The sequence below is a fragment of the Roseomonas sp. E05 genome, assembly GCF_030063475.1.
Classification (GTDB): domain Bacteria; phylum Pseudomonadota; class Alphaproteobacteria; order Acetobacterales; family Acetobacteraceae; genus Pseudoroseomonas.
On record NZ_JASIRT010000057.1, the window covers coordinates 1 to 14,321 of the forward strand.

18 protein-coding genes are annotated in these 14,321 nt (G+C 68.0%); 12 read left to right on the forward strand and 6 right to left on the reverse strand.

Going from position 1 to position 14,321, the window contains the following annotated elements:
* Positions 1–368 precede the first annotated feature (368 nt).
* Genes QMO56_RS25845 through QMO56_RS25855 form a run of 3 tightly spaced genes read left to right on the forward strand, consistent with a single transcriptional unit; the run spans position 369 to position 1,971 of the window.
* Positions 369–920 carry a cytochrome c gene (locus tag QMO56_RS25845; RefSeq protein WP_283530401.1) on the forward strand — a complete coding sequence of 184 codons (552 nt, stop codon included), beginning with the start codon at positions 369–371 and terminating at the stop codon, positions 918–920.
* A 17-nt stretch (positions 921–937) separates the two neighbouring features.
* Complete coding sequence (locus tag QMO56_RS25850) at positions 938–1,393, forward strand: DUF305 domain-containing protein (RefSeq protein WP_283530403.1); 456 nt, start codon at positions 938–940, stop codon at positions 1,391–1,393.
* The gene (locus QMO56_RS25855; protein WP_283530405.1) at positions 1,393–1,971 is read left to right on the forward strand and encodes a DUF6692 family protein; all 579 of its coding nucleotides are present in this window, start codon (positions 1,393–1,395) and stop codon (positions 1,969–1,971) included. Before QMO56_RS25850 ends, QMO56_RS25855 begins: the two co-directional genes overlap by 1 nt.
* Before the next feature lie 115 nt (positions 1,972–2,086).
* On the opposite strand, the gene QMO56_RS25860 is transcribed toward QMO56_RS25855, so the two are convergent.
* Both QMO56_RS25860 and QMO56_RS25865 read right to left on the reverse strand, forming a co-directional pair.
* Complete coding sequence (locus QMO56_RS25860; protein WP_283530407.1) at positions 2,087–2,290, reverse strand: heavy-metal-associated domain-containing protein; 204 nt, start codon at positions 2,288–2,290, stop codon at positions 2,087–2,089.
* 220 nt (positions 2,291–2,510) lie between these two features.
* Entirely contained in the window at positions 2,511–2,915 is a 405-nt protein-coding gene (locus QMO56_RS25865; RefSeq protein WP_283530408.1) for a four-helix bundle copper-binding protein, read from the reverse strand.
* 704 nt (positions 2,916–3,619) lie between these two features.
* Between QMO56_RS25865 and QMO56_RS25870 the strand changes: the two genes are divergently transcribed.
* Both QMO56_RS25870 and QMO56_RS25875 read left to right on the forward strand, forming a co-directional pair.
* Entirely contained in the window at positions 3,620–3,826 is a 207-nt protein-coding gene (locus QMO56_RS25870) for a hypothetical protein (RefSeq protein ID WP_283530410.1), read from the forward strand.
* A gap of 103 nt (positions 3,827–3,929) precedes the next feature.
* Positions 3,930–4,160, forward strand: a complete 231-nt coding sequence (locus QMO56_RS25875) for a DUF29 family protein (RefSeq protein WP_283530412.1) — start codon at positions 3,930–3,932, stop codon at positions 4,158–4,160.
* Between the two features lie 34 nt (positions 4,161–4,194).
* Here QMO56_RS25875 and QMO56_RS25880 read toward each other — a convergent pair whose 3' ends face one another.
* The 3 genes from QMO56_RS25880 to QMO56_RS25890 all read right to left on the reverse strand — a co-directional run bounded on the left by QMO56_RS25880 (position 4,195) and on the right by QMO56_RS25890 (position 7,514).
* Positions 4,195–4,998, reverse strand: coding sequence for a ZIP family metal transporter (locus QMO56_RS25880; protein ID WP_283530414.1), 804 nt, complete (start codon positions 4,996–4,998; stop codon positions 4,195–4,197).
* A 311-nt stretch (positions 4,999–5,309) separates the two neighbouring features.
* A complete protein-coding gene (locus tag QMO56_RS25885) occupies positions 5,310–6,926 on the reverse strand; it encodes an alkaline phosphatase (RefSeq protein WP_283530416.1) in 1,617 nt (538 codons plus the stop codon).
* Positions 6,927–7,238: 312 nt separating this feature from the next.
* Complete coding sequence (locus QMO56_RS25890) at positions 7,239–7,514, reverse strand: MerR family transcriptional regulator (protein ID WP_283530417.1); 276 nt, start codon at positions 7,512–7,514, stop codon at positions 7,239–7,241.
* Positions 7,515–7,690: 176 nt separating this feature from the next.
* Between QMO56_RS25890 and QMO56_RS25895 the strand changes: the two genes are divergently transcribed.
* The 7 genes from QMO56_RS25895 to QMO56_RS25925 all read left to right on the forward strand — a co-directional run bounded on the left by QMO56_RS25895 (position 7,691) and on the right by QMO56_RS25925 (position 13,126).
* On the forward strand, positions 7,691–10,219 hold the full coding sequence (locus tag QMO56_RS25895; protein WP_283530419.1) for a heavy metal translocating P-type ATPase: 2,529 nt from the start codon (positions 7,691–7,693) through the stop codon (positions 10,217–10,219).
* Complete coding sequence (locus QMO56_RS25900) at positions 10,216–10,542, forward strand: hypothetical protein (protein ID WP_283530421.1); 327 nt, start codon at positions 10,216–10,218, stop codon at positions 10,540–10,542. Before QMO56_RS25895 ends, QMO56_RS25900 begins: the two co-directional genes overlap by 4 nt.
* Positions 10,539–10,736 (forward strand): signal peptidase II, encoded by a 198-nt coding sequence (locus tag QMO56_RS25905; protein WP_283530423.1) that lies wholly within the window; start codon positions 10,539–10,541, stop codon positions 10,734–10,736. The genes QMO56_RS25900 and QMO56_RS25905 overlap by 4 nt, the downstream gene beginning before the upstream one ends.
* Before the next feature lie 25 nt (positions 10,737–10,761).
* Positions 10,762–11,418: an SCO family protein gene (locus QMO56_RS25910; RefSeq protein ID WP_283530425.1), complete on the forward strand. Its 657-nt coding sequence runs from the start codon at positions 10,762–10,764 to the stop codon at positions 11,416–11,418.
* Positions 11,415–11,888: a copper chaperone PCu(A)C gene (locus tag QMO56_RS25915; RefSeq protein ID WP_283530427.1), complete on the forward strand. Its 474-nt coding sequence runs from the start codon at positions 11,415–11,417 to the stop codon at positions 11,886–11,888. Before QMO56_RS25910 ends, QMO56_RS25915 begins: the two co-directional genes overlap by 4 nt.
* A gap of 135 nt (positions 11,889–12,023) precedes the next feature.
* The gene (locus QMO56_RS25920) at positions 12,024–12,488 is read left to right on the forward strand and encodes a disulfide bond formation protein B (RefSeq protein WP_283530429.1); all 465 of its coding nucleotides are present in this window, start codon (positions 12,024–12,026) and stop codon (positions 12,486–12,488) included.
* Complete coding sequence (locus tag QMO56_RS25925; RefSeq protein ID WP_283530431.1) at positions 12,485–13,126, forward strand: thioredoxin domain-containing protein; 642 nt, start codon at positions 12,485–12,487, stop codon at positions 13,124–13,126. Before QMO56_RS25920 ends, QMO56_RS25925 begins: the two co-directional genes overlap by 4 nt.
* 16 nt (positions 13,127–13,142) lie before the next feature.
* Here QMO56_RS25925 and QMO56_RS25930 read toward each other — a convergent pair whose 3' ends face one another.
* Complete coding sequence (locus QMO56_RS25930) at positions 13,143–14,072, reverse strand: cation diffusion facilitator family transporter (RefSeq protein ID WP_283530433.1); 930 nt, start codon at positions 14,070–14,072, stop codon at positions 13,143–13,145.
* Between the last annotated feature and the right edge of the window lie 249 nt (positions 14,073–14,321).

Consider the following 14,321-nt stretch of genomic DNA (forward strand, 5'->3'; position numbering starts at 1 on the left):
CCGTCTCCCGTGGTGGTCCGCCTCGGCGGATTGGCTCTGGCCCGAAGCGACCAAATGGGGGGCTTCCATGGTGGGAAGGTCAAGCAGGGCGCTCGCCCGCGGCGCACTGACATAATTTGTCGTAATCGCAGGCGCAAACCCAGCGGCTCGGCCGGGGTTGCGCCTGCCAGGAGAATTCGGATGTGCTGGCTCGAACGCGCCCAGCACATGACGCGCCGTGGAATGCGTGAAGAATGCCTCAGGTGAGACCGCTCTTTGGAAAAGGCTTGCGGGGCAGATCTCCTGTGCGGTTCTGACCGGAGCGCGACAGGCAGGGACCGCATGCGATCGGGCCACCGGAAGGTAAGGACAGTCAGGAAAGGGACCACATGGACAACCGGAGGAAAGCGATAGGCGCCAGCATCGCGGCGGGCGCCTTGGGCGTTCTGGCTCTGCTTGGCGCCGTCGGCCTCGTCACCGCCTACGCCGGTGCCTACAACGTCGCTGCGACAGAGGAGCACGCCTCGTTCACCCGCTGGGCGTTCGATACGACCTTCCGCAACTCGGTCAAGCGGCACGCGGCCAATGTGCCTGCTCCGGAGAGCATCACGCCGGACATGGTCGCTACCGGGGCGGCGTCCTACAAGGCGATGTGTCAGCACTGCCATGCCGGACCGGGCGTCGAGCGGGCTGAGTGGGCGAGCGGCATGCGGCCGCGGCCACCTCATCTCACTGAGGCAGCGGCCGAGTGGGAGCCGAGGGAAGTGTTCTGGCTCGTCAGGCATGGGGTCAAGATGTCTGGGATGCCAGCTTTCGGACCGACCCATGACGACCGGGCGATCTGGAGCATTGCCGCCTTCGTCAAGGAACTGCCGGGCATGACGCCCGAGCGTTACGCCGCGCTGGGCGGCACCGCCGATGGCGGCGGCCAGACGAACTGACGCCGGAGCACAAGCCCATGGGAATGTCCTACTGGCGCTTCGCCGCGATGATCGCAACGTCCACGGTGGTCATGTACGGCCTGATGTACTTGAACACCTATGCATGGGAGCAGGTGTTCTGGAGCGAGACCCGAGCATGGATGGCCCTCGTCATGGGCTCGACCATGTCGGTCATCATGCTCGGATTCATGCTGGGAATGTACAGGAAGCGCGCAGTCAATCTCGCTATATTCGGGGGATCCGCCGCCGTGTTTGCCCTCTCGCTCTGGCTTGTGCGCAGTCAGGCTACGGTGAACGACACCGAATACATGCGGGCCATGATCCCGCATCATTCGATCGCCATCCTGACAAGCGAGCGTTCGCAGATCTCCGATCCGCGCGTCCGCAAGCTCGCGGACGAGATCATCGAGGCGCAGGAGCGCGAAATTGCTGAGATGAAGTACCTTATCCGAGACCTGGAGGCGCGGGACTGATGGACCCATTCCTTCCACCCGCCGGACGGGTATGCCTATCCCTGGCAGCCCTGCTGGGCCTGCTCGCGGGCTGCGATCAGAACGACGCACCGGACGATGCGGTCCAGCCGCCTCGGGCGCCCGAGGTCGCCAGGGTGGTGTCCGCCGATGAGGCCGTCGCCAATGCTGTGGTCGCCACGCTCGACCCTGCCACGATGAACGACGCGGAAATCCGCCAGGCCGTTGGCGCAGAATCGCACTGTGCGTTCCGCTATACCCGGTCGGGCAGGCCTGTCCTTGCGGTGCGGGTGCAGCCGGACGGGCCGCCGCTCGGCGGGATGCTCAAGCTGAACGGACACCTGGTTTCCCTGGAAGCACCACCCGCCGACGGCCCCGCCGGAGCGGCGGATCGCTTTCTCCTCGCTGCGGGCCCGCTCCGCATGACAATCATGCCCGACCGCGCGGAAGGGGCTGGCGGGCCCGGGGCGGCCGCGCATCGCGAGGCTGACATGCTCTTTGAGATCGGGGAGAGCCTTCGGGTCGGGTACCGTGGCTATCTGGATTGCGCATCCGATCCGCCGCCCAGATCACCACGGTAATGGAAGAGAGCGCCGACCTCGGTCGGCCTCTATTTCCTTCAAGCCTCACCTAGCAAGCTTGCGATCATGGGGTGCACGCACGGGGTCAATGCGGCAGGCGCGGCGGAAACTTGCTTCAGGGCAGGCGCTCGCTGTTCCAGCCCGCAGCGCGGAGGGCACGGTCCAAAGTGCCGGCGTCGGCCGCCTTGCTGGCCACGATGACCTCGCGCTGTTCCAGCTTGACCTGAACCGCAGCGTCCGGGTCCACCTCGTGCACGGTGGCGATCACGCCCTTGGCGCAGCCGCCGCAAGCCATGTTCGGGATCTTGAAGCGCGACATGGGTGCCTCCTTCGCATTGCCTTCGCGCCATGGAGATGGGGATTCCCATTGTGGGAAGGTCAAGCCCGTCGCTAAAAGGCTTCGCAAGGTTCGGCGCCTTGCCCCGCTGGCAGGCGGCTGGACGGCAGGCAGCCGGGCGGGTGCCGCAGTCGGATTCCTTCGCGGCTGAGGCAACCGGAAACACCGGTGGCCATTGCCGCCACCGGCGCGGCGCCATTTCTCAGGCGGTGATGCTGGCCGCCGCCTCCTGGCAGGCCTTCTCGCAACCGCGGCAGGCGTCGGCGCAGATGCGGCAGTGTTCGTGCATGCTGGCATGGCGGTCGCACTCTTCGGCACAGGTGCGGCAGGCCGTCTCGCAGACGGTCAGCATCTGCCGGAGGAGGGCCTCGTTCGAGCCGGTCCTCCGGCTGGCAAGCGCACCGGTGGCGGCACAGACGTCGGCGCAGTCCAGGTCGAGGCGAATGCACTGCGCAAGCTGCTGGACCATTTGCTCGCCCAGGCAGGCATCGGCGCAGGCGATGCATGTCTGGGCGCAGGAATAGCATTCCTCGATGCACCGGATCAGCGCGTCGTTGACATCGCCCTTCACCTGCGGGTGCGTGCGGATCATCTCTTGTGCGCGCATGGAATGCCTTTCAGATCTGGAGGAACGGCAGAGGCCCGGCCGTGGAACGCGGGGCGGCCGCGACCGACGTACCGGCGTGTTCCCAACAAGCGCTGCGAGGAAGCGGTTTCCTGTCACATTACGACAAAACATGTCCGGCAGACGGTATCAGCTTCGCGTGCCCCTCCGCATCTTGCCGGTTCCAGTGATGGCGATCCATGGAAATGCCGCCGCAGTCCAACCTTCGGCGGCGAGCCTGCATCGCAAGCGGCTGGCCAAGCGAGCGACCGCCTCAGCTTTGTGGGTCAGGCTCCGCAGCCGACAGGTAAGCCGCCGAGAGCGCCATTCCCGGTGCGCCACCTGGGACCAGAGCCTCCACGGCGCACAGGCGGTGTTCCGCGACGTCAAAGCGGCTCTCGGCGAGAGCTTGTTGGAAGGCGGCAAGGATGCGTCTCTCCAGGGACGGGCAGCGAGCCGCCATGGAGTGGCCTCCCATTAGGCTTGAGGGAATGCGGAATATGGAATTTTCCCGTAACGGCGGACACCCCCGCACGCAGCCAGCCCGACGGCTTTCAGGCTCACTACGCCGTTCCAGCCGCTGCGGTGCCGTCAACCCGAGGCCGCGGCGCGTGTTGGTGTCAAGGCCCGATAACGAACTCAGGCGCTCGCCACGCCACCGTAAGCCCTTGGTTCCGCGCGGGCCAGGCGCCTGGAAGGAGGACAGAATGCGGACTTACCGGGTGACAGGCATGACGGACGAACACGTGGCCGAGCGTGTCCGCCAGAAGCTCAAGGCGCATTTCGGTCACTTCGTCACAGTGGAGACGGACGTGAACTCCGGCGAGGTCCGCCTTGACCAGTCGAGCGATCCGCAGGTCGTCAGCTTTCTCATCGACAGCGCGGGATGCAGCGTTGACTCCGTGGACGGCTGATTCCCGCTTGTGGGCGCGGTGACTGCCCTTCCTCGTGATAGCGACTTCTGACCACGAGGCAAGGCGGTGGAGCGCGAAGTATTCTCGCGAAAGGAAATCAGGGATGGTGGGTTCAACCCCGGCGGCCCATGCGGCCGCGCTTTACGAGCAAGACTTCGTGGAATGGACGCGGCGGCAGGCCGCCGCCCTGCGCGCCGCCCAACACGGCGGCGTCGACGCGCTCGAGCTCGACTATGAGCACCTTGCGCAGGAGATCGAGCGCGTGGGCGAGAGCCGTGCGGGCCTTCAAGGTGTTGCGCGGCCGACCGGCCGGGACCGCGGCGGTTCCCGTTGAGGCGGAAGGTGCGTCGGACGGCTTGGGTCCGGCGTCAGCCTTCTCCCGCATCCCTGCCCTGGACGGTACCCCCGCCGGTTCCGGCGCCGTCGCCTCTGCCCACCACCGCCTCCAGCCCCGCCGAGGCCAGCGTGAAGAGCGCAAAGCCCGCGATGAAGGCGAGGACGGACAGGCGGTTGTCCTCACGCGCCTCGTGCGCCTCCTCCAGCATGTCCTCGACGGCGGCGACGGTGAGCAGACCGGCGACGAAGACGAGAGCCGCCATCTTCAGGCCCTCGGAGGCGGCTCGGAGGAGGAAGTAGGCCAGGAGAGCCGCGCCCACGACATAGAAGAAGAAGGAGGCCGAGAGCAGGATGCGCTTCCGCCGTGGCACTCCCTTGTCGCGGAAGTTGGCCACCGTCGCGTAGCCTTCCGGTAGGTCCGCCAGGACCTGGCCTGCCGCCAGGACCAGCCCGAGGCTTGAGGAGACAGCCGATCCGGTGCCGAGCATCAGGCCATCGCTGACGAGGTCGGCCGCGACTGCGACGTAGATCATCCACATGCCGGTGCGCTCGCCGCCGCCGCCCTGGCCCTGTAGCCGCTCGACCAGCATCTCCATCAGCACGTAGGCCGCCCCGCCCGCCGCGAAGGCGGCGGCGATCCACCATCCGGCGAGCTTGCCGAGGGCCTCGGGGACGAGCTCGACCGCGACGATGGCGATGACGATTCCGGAGGCAGCGTGGAGCGCCCAGTTCAGCAGGCGGGGCGAGGTCTTCCCGAACTCCGCGACCATGCCGCCAGCGAAGTTGCCTGCGCCGGGCAGTAGGGCGAGCAGGAGCACATACCAGAAGCTGTTCATGGCGTTGTTCGACCCGTACCGGCTTCCGGCAATTTGGCCCCGCGGACATGATTCGCGGCAGCTTCAGAACCTGCCGCGGCACCGGCGCGGCGAGCCCCAGGGCAACGGAACCACATCTCGCCGCAACCGCTGGGGTGCAGGCGGGTTGCAGAGGTGTTGGAATGGGTGACGGCTCTCCCGTTTCGGGAGCCGGTAACGGTTCCAGATGATCCGCAATGGCGTTCCGCCAGTCCGCTTCTCGGATACTGGACATGCAAGAACCCCACCGGTTTCCCGGTGGGGCCATCATCTTGACCGCCGCGGCGCTTCGCTCAGGCGATCGGGCTGAACTCGGCGTCGGAAACCGGGGTCTCCAGCAGGGCCTCCTGGTGCTCCGGCAGTTCGGAGACGGCCAGCAGCACCTCGCCGCGGTCGCCGCCGTTGGTCTCCAGGACACCGGTCCAGTAGGCAAGATTCGCCTCACCAGGGGCGGCGTCCAGCGTGTTCTCCAGCACGCTGGACAGGAAATCGGCGTTGTCCAGTCCGCTCCACAGGTTGGCGAAGCGGTCGGCGAGGCCATCCAGCCCATCGTCGCCGATCTGCGACACCAGGTTGCGGATGGTGTTCACCGTCGGGATGCTGCCGAAGGCGCTGTCGAACAGGTTGGTGACGGCGAAGCGGTCGGCGCCGCTGTCCTGCTGGTCCGCAGGGAGCTCCAGCCCCATCGCGTCGGCGACATGCTGGCCGACCGCCGCGTTCTCCTGGACGCCCATGAACAACTCGGCGCCCGGGCCCACCGCATAGATCGGAACGTCCACTGCCGTGTGGCCTGAGGTGGTGAACTCCACGCCGCCCTTGGCGCTCAGCAGTTCCGCAAGGGCCAGAGTAGCGTTCTCGCTGCCTTGCAGGCCGGTGATCTCTTCGTCACTCAGCGTCAGGCCGGTGTGCTCGGCGACAGTGTCGCGGATCGAAGCGGCGTCGGCGCCCTCGAACTGCTCCGCCATCTCGGCAGCGGTGGCCGTGAAGTCACGGAACACCGCCGGAGACGCGTCGGGCGAAGGCTGCACCGACATGCCGCCCGTGTCATGGTCGGCGACCATCACCACCAGCGTGTCCGGGTTCTCCTTCTGGAACTCCAGCACCTTCTGCATGCTGGCCTCGAACGAGGACAGGGCGTGCATGGCGGTGGCCGCGTCGTTGGCGTGGCCGAAGGTGTCGGTGTTCTCCTCTTCCAGGAACAGCACGAAGCCGTCCTCGTCCTTGGAGAGGGTGTCGAGGGCCACCTCGGTCATCTGCTCAAGGCTCGGCTCTTCGGCCGGGCGCTCGCCGATCGCGTCGAGGTAGTCCTCATTGTTGAAAAGGCCAAGGATTCGCTCGCCATCGAACTGGGCGAGCTCCTCGGCGCTCGAGACATAGGTCATGCCCTGCTGCTCGGCGAGGCCGAACAGGTCGGTGCCGTCGGGCTGGGTGCCCCCCTCGCCCTCGGTGGTGAACTGGTTGCGGCCGGCGCCCAGGATGACGTCCAACTGGTTGTCGCCGATGTACTGCTGGGCGATGTCGGCCTGGTTGCCGCGCAGCGGGTTGCTGGCGCCGAAGGCCGCAGGGGAGGCATCGGTGATGGCAGCGGTGGAGACGATGCCCGTCGCCTTACCGGCATCGGAGGCCAGGTCAGTCACCGAGGTCAGCTCGTTGCCGAAGAAGTCCACGCCGACGGAGCCGTTGCGGGTCTTGACGCCGGTGGCGTAGGCGTTGGCGCCAGCGGCCGAGTCGGTCACCGGATTGCTGAAGGAGTCGGTCTGCACCATGCCCTTCAGCAGGGGCTCCCAGACAGGGCCCTCGGTGCCTTCCTTGAAGTAGCGGTAGTTCGCCATGTAGGACGCCGAGGCGCCATCAGGCAGCATGAAGATGACGTTCTTCGCGGTGGCGGGGGTCTGGTCTTCAGTGGCCATGAACTCGTCTCTCCCGATCAACAGCGTGTTGCTGCCGCGCGGCAGACTAGGCAGCGGTCATGTCAGCCCTGCGAAGAGCGGATGACAGTTAAGTTCATATTCCTTCCAAAACGGCATAGCCTAAGTATTAAAACTGCTCTTCCCAAATTACCTCCGAAACTCGTCTCCAATTTTGAGCTCTATCTCCGCCCGCACTATTTGGTTCAGCGCCTGCGACCTTTGTGCAGGATTGCCGACGCCTCATGTGAGCCACGCACGCCGCTTCCGGTGGCCCCCGTCTGCGCAGGACGCCGAGGCGTCCGGCACATCCGTTTAATCAGCCGTGCTCCGTGGCGGCGCAGTGGCATGCGCCGCAGAGCAGTCATCCCAGGGCCGGTCCACCAGTTCGAGGAGGGACCGGATGTCGGCCATCGAGAAGCCAAGCTCGCGGGAGTGGCGGATGAAGCCCCGCCGCCGGACATGGGCGTCCCCGTAGCTCCGGTGGCCACCCCCGGTGCGGCCGGGAGGAGGCAGCCACCCCTCGGGCTCGTACCACCGGATCGTCGTCGGCTTGACCCCCGTGAGCCGGGACAGGTCACCAATGCTCATGTGCCGCGTCGCACTTTACATGCCGGATCAGATGGTGCGAGGGCGCCCCGGTCCACAGCCCTGGCACCGCTGCGGGTATCGCAGATCCGGGGAAAATCCAGTTTTCGGCCGAACGCCGCTTGAACCTCCAGCGGCTGGAAGTCGTATCTAGGGGGCCGTCAGCAGGAGTCTGGGCGATGGACGGCAGCGGAAGCGGGCACGGCGGGAGGCAGGTAACTTGGCGCGTGGACGGCATGGACTGCGCCTCCTGTGTCGCCAAGGTCGAGAAGGCGGTCTCGCGCCTGCCCGGCGTCAGCGAGGTCAACGTCAACCTGATGGCCGAACGTCTCGGGGCAATCCTGGCGCCCGGCGGCAGCCCTCCCGAGGCGATCGAGCAGCAGGTCGCGGCGCTGGGCTTCAAGGCCACCCGGCTGGACGTCATGGAGGAGGCTCCACCCGTCGCGTGGCACGTCGAGGGCATGGACTGCGCCTCCTGCGTCGCGAAGGTGGAGACCGCGATGAGGCGCCTGCCCGGCGTCTCGGGCGTGACGGTGAACCTGATGGCGGAGCGGCTGACCTTTCGCATGGAGCCCGGCCAGACGGATGCCGCCGCCGTCCAGCGGTCTCTCTCCGCCTTGGGCTACACGGCCCGGCCCCTGCCGACGGAGGGGCGGCCAGCGGGCGGCGCCGCGCCTTCCCCGTCGCAGCATCATGACCACCACAACTGCCGCGGGCCTGACCATGCGGGCCATGGGCATGGCCATGACCACCGTCCGGCCACCCATGAGAGGCACAGCCACGGCGGCGCCTTCGGCCATTCCCACGCTGACCATGACGATCCGTCCGACGCCGCGAAGCCCTGGTACGCGACCGGCAAGGCGCGTCTCGTCTGGCTGCTTGGAGCACTGGTCCTCGGGGCCTACGCCTTGTCCCTGTTCCTGCCGGACCGGCTGACCTATCCGCTCTTCCTGGCCGCGACAGGCGTGGCGCTGGTGCCCTTCGGGCGTCGTGCCTTCGCCCTGGCGCGGGCAGGCAGCCCCTTCTCCATCGAGACCCTGATGGTCACCGCAGCTCTCGGCGCCGCCGTCATCGGCGCCGCCGAGGAGGCGGCGGTGGTCGTGCTTCTCTTCGCCGTCGGGGAGTTGCTGGAAAACGTGGCGGCGGGGCGCGCCCGGGCGGGCATCAAGGCGCTGGCCAAGCTGATGCCGCGCACGGCGCTCCGCCTGCGGGCCGACGGCTCGGCCGAGCCGGTGCCCTCCGCCTCGCTGGCCGTGGGCGACCTCGTCCTCATCCGCCCCGGCGACCGGGTGCCCTGCGACGGCACCATCGAGGAGGGGCAGTCCGCCCTCGACGAGAGCCCGGTCACCGGCGAGAGCGTCCCAGTCTCCCGCGGCCCCGGTGAGGCCGTCGTCGCGGGCTCCATCAACGCCGACGGGGCGCTGCGCGCACGGGTGACCCGCGCCGCCTCCGACAACACCATCGCCCGCATCATCCGCATGGTGGAGGAGGCGACGGCCTCCCGAGCACCGACCCAGCGCTTCATTGAGCGCTTCTCCAACTGGTGGACACCGGGCGCGATGGTTGTGTCCCTGCTGGTCATCCTCGTGCCGCCCTTCCTGCTGGGCTGGGACTGGTGGACCAGCATCTATCGCGGCCTGGCGGTGCTGCTCATCGCCTGCCCCTGCGCGCTGGTGATCTCGGTTCCCGCCGCCATGGCCTCGGGTCTCTCGGCGGGCGCCCGCCGCGGACTGCTCATCAAGGGTGGCGCCGCGCTCGAGGCCATCGGCGCCGCCAGGACCGTCGCCTTCGACAAGACCGGCACGCTCACCGAAGGCCAGCCCAGGGTGACCGACATCCTGCCCATGCCGGGCATGTCCGAGGACGAGGTCCTGGCCCTCGCAGCGGGCGCGGAGCAAGGCTCCTCTCACCCGCTGGCCAAGGCCGTCATGACGGAGGCGACGGCGCGCGGCATCGCGACGCCCGAAGCGTCCGGCCAGGGTGCCGTTCCGGGGCGGGCGGTCACGGCGACGGTGAACGGTCGCAAGGTCAGCGTCGGCAGTCCGCGGCACACGGCGGAGGCCGGGGCGAACCTCGGCGCACTCTCCGAAGCCGTTCCCCGCCTCGAGGCGGATGGCAAGACGGCGGTGGTGGTTCTCGCCGACGGCGCGCTCGCGGGCGTGCTGGCGCTGCGCGATGAGCCGCGCGCCGACGCAGCCGCAGGGGTGGCCGCCTTGTCCAGGCTGGGCATCCGCTCGGTGATGCTCACAGGCGATAACGCCCGCACCGGCGGGGCCATCGCCAAGGGCCTCGGTCTCGAGGTGAAGGCCGAATTGCTGCCGGACGACAAGCTGCGCGAGATCGCGGCCCTCCGCTCCTCTGGGTCCGTGGTGATGGTGGGGGACGGCATCAACGACGCCCCGGCGCTGGCGGCGGCCTCGGTCGGCGTGGCGATGGGCGGCGGCACCGATGTGGCGCTGGAGGCGGCCGACGCCGCCGTCCTCAGGGATCGGACGACGGGCGTCGCGGAGCTCGTCAGCCTGTCGCGCGCCACCATGACGAACGTGAAGACCAACGTCGCCATCGCGGTCGGCCTCAAGGGCGTGTTCCTCGTGACCACCCTGCTCGGCGTCACCGGTCTCTGGCCCGCCATCATGGCCGACACGGGCGCCACGGTGCTGGTGACGCTGAACGCGCTGCGGCTCCTGGCGTGGAAGCCCGCGGAATGAGCGGGGTTCTCGGCGCCTGCCGCCCCGCCCTGGTCGTCGGGCTGCCCGCCGCGGCGTTGGCCCTGCTCCTGGGCCAGGTGTCCAAGGCCTGGGCGCTCGTTGCCCTCTGGCCGCCTCACCTGCCGCATCCGGTCACGCCGTTCTTCAACCTGCGGCTCGGCTTCAGCACCGGGATCAGCTTCGGCATGGTCGCGGGCGGCCCGGCGGAACCAGCCTGGGTGCTCCTGGGTGCTGATCGCGGTGTGCACGGCCATGGCCGCGGGGCTGCTTGTGTGGATGTGGCGCAGTCGCTCGCGGCGAGGCGGCCGGGCTTGGCCTGGTGACCGGCGGCGCCGTCGGCAACATCGCGGACCGGGTCCGGCTCGGCACCGTGACGGACTTCCTCGACTTCCACGTGGCTGGCTACCACTGGCCTACCTTCAACCTGGCCGACACCGCCATCTTCATCGGAGTCGCGCTGATCCTCCTGGCACAGCGCCAGTTCGGAGCGGTGCCCGCGCCGAGCCGCGCCAGGTGAGCCCATGACGACGAGGAGACCAGAGGTGAACCGGAGAACATTGCTGCTGACGCTGGGCATCGGCTGCCCGGTGAGCATGGCGCTCGGCTGGGGCCTGTCCGAATGGATGCTGGCCAACAGGGCCCCTGAAGCGCCTCCGTCTCGTAGCCCCTTCGGCCAGCCGATCGGCACGCCCTTCGCCCTGGCCGACCACACGGGCCTCCGGGTCACCGACCGGGACTTTGCGGGGCGCGTCCGGCTGGTGTTCTTCGGCTTCACCCATTGCCCCGACATCTGCCCGACGGGGCTTGGCTACATCGCCGAGGCGCTGGACAGCCTGACGGAGCAGGAAGCCGCGGAGGTCCGCCCGCTGTTCATCAGCGTCGATTCCGGCCGCGACACGCCGGAACTCCTGGCCAGCTACGTGACCAATTTCCACCCCTTGCTGATCGGCCTGACCGGAACGGAAGAGGAGGTGGCCCAAGCGGCCAAGGCTTTCCGCACCTACTACGCCAAGGTGCCGACCGGCGGTGATGCCTATGTCATGGAGCACTCCGCCTCGATTTACCTGCTGGGACCGGATGGGATGCTGCGCGGCTTCCTGGACACCCACGAACCCCCGACGACCGCTGTCGCCAAGATCCGGATGGCTCTGGCCGACATGGCTTCCGGCATGTCCGAAACAGGAGACCGCCCGTCATGAAGCGCCGCATCCTTCTGGCCGCTATGCCTCTCGCCACGCTGGGCCGAACTCGAGCCGAGGCCCAAGGGCAGCAGAACCTCAAGGCCGAGCAGGGATGGTCCCGCCCCGCCCTGGCGCGGATCGGCACGGCGGTGGCCTATCTGACGCTCCGCAACGAGGGAGGCGCGCCTGTCCGTGTCATCGGCGCCAGCACGCCCGCCGCCGAGGGTGTCGAGATCCATGAGAGCGTCGTGGAGAACGATGTCGCGCGGATGCGGCCGCGCCCGGACGGCGTGGCCGTGCCGTCCGGTGGCACCGTCCGCTTCGAACCGGGTGGCCTGCACCTGATGCTGATGAAGCCGTATGCCGATCTCAAGGCTGGGCAGAGCTTCACCCTGACCCTGCGCCTCGACAGCGGCGAAGTCCTCGCCGTGCCGGTCACGGTCGCGATGCGGGAACCGACGGCCGGGCACTCCGGAATGAACCATTGAGGGGGAACAGGAGAAATCAACCATGCAGCCTGACATGACTGAAGTGAACGCAGCAGGCGCCGCCGACATGGTCGCCCTCATCGCCGCGGAAGGCCGGAACGCCAAACGGGCCATCGTCGGCCAGGCGGTGCGCGCGTGAGCGCTTCCAGCGCTGCGGCATCGCGCCGCGACGGCTCCGCCGCCGGGGCTTGGGTCGCCCTCTACGCTGCCTGGGTCGTGGCGGTCGCCGCCAGCCTCGGCGCGCTGTTCATCGGCGAGGTCATGGGTCAGGTGCCGTGCTCGCTCTGCTGGCACCAGCGGGCCTTCATGTTCCCGCTGGCCTTCCTGCTGGCCGTGGCCTGCTACCACTCCGATACGGGCGTCTGGCGCTACGCCGTTCCGCTGGCGGCGATCGGCTGGCTGGTGGCGGGATGGCACACGCTGATCTTCTACGGCGTCGTGTCGGAGGCCATTCAGCCCTGTAGCGCCTCCGGCCCCTCCTGCTCCGGCGAGGACATGATGCTGCTGGGCTGGGCACCGCTGCCGGTGCTCTCTCTGCTGGCCTTCACCGCCATCCTGGCCTTGCTCTTCGTCGTCGCTCGTGGAGGGCACAAGGCATGAACCGGCGCGCTCTGACCCTCGGCACCGGCGCCCTGGCCCTCGCGGCCTTCGGCGGTACCGCTTGGCTCTACCAAGGCGAGCTGGCCGGTCCGGTGGGAACCGGTCAGGACGACATCTATGTCCGGCCGCACTCGCCAGTGATCGGCAAGGCCGATGCCCGCGTCACCCTGGTCGAGTTCTTCGATCCGGCCTGTGAGGCCTGCCGTGCCTTCCATCCGATCCTTGGGCAAATCCTGGCCAGGCACCCCGAGGAGGTGCGCTTGGTCCTGCGCTACGCGCCGTTCCACCAGGGCTCGGACGAAGCGGTGCGCATCCTAGAAGTGGCCCGGCTGCAAGGGCGCTTCGAGGCGGTGCTCGACGCCCTCTTCGCCCGGCAGCCAGAATGGGCCGTGCATGGCGCGCCCGATCTCGGCACGGCTTGGCGGCTCGCGGGCATCGCCGGGCTGGACCTCAACCGGGCGCGACAGGATGCGCGGCGGCCGCAGATCGACCGTGTCCTGGAAGCCGACACGGCGGACCTCCAGGCCTTGCAGGTCCGCCGGACGCCCACCTTTTTCGTGAACAAGCGTCCGCTCCTCTCCTTCGGGCCGCGGCAACTCTACGATCTCATTCTCAGTGAGATCGACGCGACCGGATAAAGGCGAGTGACTGGTCTCAGCTTCGGTCGGGCAGCAATGAGGCCGGATGATTCTGGCTGCCCGCTTCCTCCATTTCGATGGTGGAGTGGGTGACGCCGAAGCGGTCTCGCAGCCGCTGCTTCAGGCTTTCCTTGGACCGGGTCGCCTCGCTGAGCCGGGCGTCGCCCATGACGACATGGGCTTCCACGGCGACCTTGCCCTCCTCGGGCTGCCAGACATGGACATGGTGCACGTCCCTCACGCCGGGCGTGGCCCTCACCTCGGCGACGAGTCCGTCGTAGTCGAAGTCCTTCGGCGCGCTATCCATCAGGACCGCGATGGCTTCCCTGATCTCGTGCCAGGCGTGGACGAAGATGTAGATGGAGATCGCGGCTGTAATGGCCGGGTCGATCCACTGGACACCCGAACCCCAGATCATGATCGCGACGGCGCCGACGATGACGCCAACTGTCGCCAGCGCGTCCGCGATCATGTGCAGATAGGTGCTCTTGACGTTCAGGCTGCCCGTGTCCTTCCGCAGGACCCACGCGGCGGCGGCGTCCTCGGCCAGGGCAATGACGCCCACGATTAGCATGGTCGTCCCGGCGACCTCGGTGGGGCTGATGAAGCGATTCACGGCCTCGTAGAGCAGGTATGCACCGATGACGAAGAGTGTGGTCAGGTTGATGACGGCGCCCACCGTCTCGGCTCGCGCATAGCCGAAGGTCCGCCGCCGGTCCGCGTCACGCTGTGAGATGCGCCAGGCGATGTAGGAGACGAGCACCGAGCCAGCGTCCGAGAAGTTGTGCGCCGCGTCAGCGAGCAGGGCCAGGGAGCCCGAGATCACGCCGCCGACGAGTTCGGCGACGGTGATGCCCAGGTTAAGGCCGAGGGCGATAAGGAGGCGCTTGCCACGGCCGGGGGAGCTACCAGAACCAGCGGCGTGGCTGTGATCATCATGACTCATGGCTGGCTTGTCCCCCTATCACCCGGCATCGTGGAGAAGATCAAGCGGAGGTTGGGAGTTGCCTCGGCGGCAGAGGATAAGGCGATGCGGCCGGATTGCGTGAGGGCTGTCCGCTGGCAAAATGAGGTGCTCTGGAGTTGCCCCCATCAAACCGGACACGGGGCTGGTTGAGACTGGGCGCGGATGAACTCACGGGGTGAACACATCCGCAAGCCCTTGTGGGGGTGGACTTCGTTGTAGTCCTCGATC

What these genes read in the sequence shown, in the direction of transcription:
- QMO56_RS25845 (WP_283530401.1), top strand. Translation starts at nt 369, where the DNA reads ATGGACAACCGGAGGAAAGCGATAGGCGCCAGCATCGCGGCGGGCGCC.
- QMO56_RS25850 (WP_283530403.1), top strand. Translation starts at nt 938, where the DNA reads ATGGGAATGTCCTACTGGCGCTTCGCCGCGATGATCGCAACGTCCACG.
- QMO56_RS25855 (WP_283530405.1), top strand. Translation starts at nt 1,393, where the DNA reads ATGGACCCATTCCTTCCACCCGCCGGACGGGTATGCCTATCCCTGGCA.
- QMO56_RS25860 (WP_283530407.1), bottom strand. Translation starts at nt 2,290, where the DNA reads ATGTCGCGCTTCAAGATCCCGAACATGGCTTGCGGCGGCTGCGCCAAG.
- QMO56_RS25865 (WP_283530408.1), bottom strand. Translation starts at nt 2,915, where the DNA reads ATGCGCGCACAAGAGATGATCCGCACGCACCCGCAGGTGAAGGGCGAT.
- QMO56_RS25870 (WP_283530410.1), top strand. Translation starts at nt 3,620, where the DNA reads ATGCGGACTTACCGGGTGACAGGCATGACGGACGAACACGTGGCCGAG.
- QMO56_RS25875 (WP_283530412.1), top strand. Translation starts at nt 3,930, where the DNA reads ATGGTGGGTTCAACCCCGGCGGCCCATGCGGCCGCGCTTTACGAGCAA.
- QMO56_RS25880 (WP_283530414.1), bottom strand. Translation starts at nt 4,998, where the DNA reads ATGAACAGCTTCTGGTATGTGCTCCTGCTCGCCCTACTGCCCGGCGCA.
- QMO56_RS25885 (WP_283530416.1), bottom strand. Translation starts at nt 6,926, where the DNA reads ATGGCCACTGAAGACCAGACCCCCGCCACCGCGAAGAACGTCATCTTC.
- QMO56_RS25890 (WP_283530417.1), bottom strand. Translation starts at nt 7,514, where the DNA reads ATGAGCATTGGTGACCTGTCCCGGCTCACGGGGGTCAAGCCGACGACG.
- QMO56_RS25895 (WP_283530419.1), top strand. Translation starts at nt 7,691, where the DNA reads ATGGACGGCAGCGGAAGCGGGCACGGCGGGAGGCAGGTAACTTGGCGC.
- QMO56_RS25900 (WP_283530421.1), top strand. Translation starts at nt 10,216, where the DNA reads ATGAGCGGGGTTCTCGGCGCCTGCCGCCCCGCCCTGGTCGTCGGGCTG.
- QMO56_RS25915 (WP_283530427.1), top strand. Translation starts at nt 11,415, where the DNA reads ATGAAGCGCCGCATCCTTCTGGCCGCTATGCCTCTCGCCACGCTGGGC.
- QMO56_RS25925 (WP_283530431.1), top strand. Translation starts at nt 12,485, where the DNA reads ATGAACCGGCGCGCTCTGACCCTCGGCACCGGCGCCCTGGCCCTCGCG.
- QMO56_RS25930 (WP_283530433.1), bottom strand. Translation starts at nt 14,072, where the DNA reads ATGAGTCATGATGATCACAGCCACGCCGCTGGTTCTGGTAGCTCCCCC.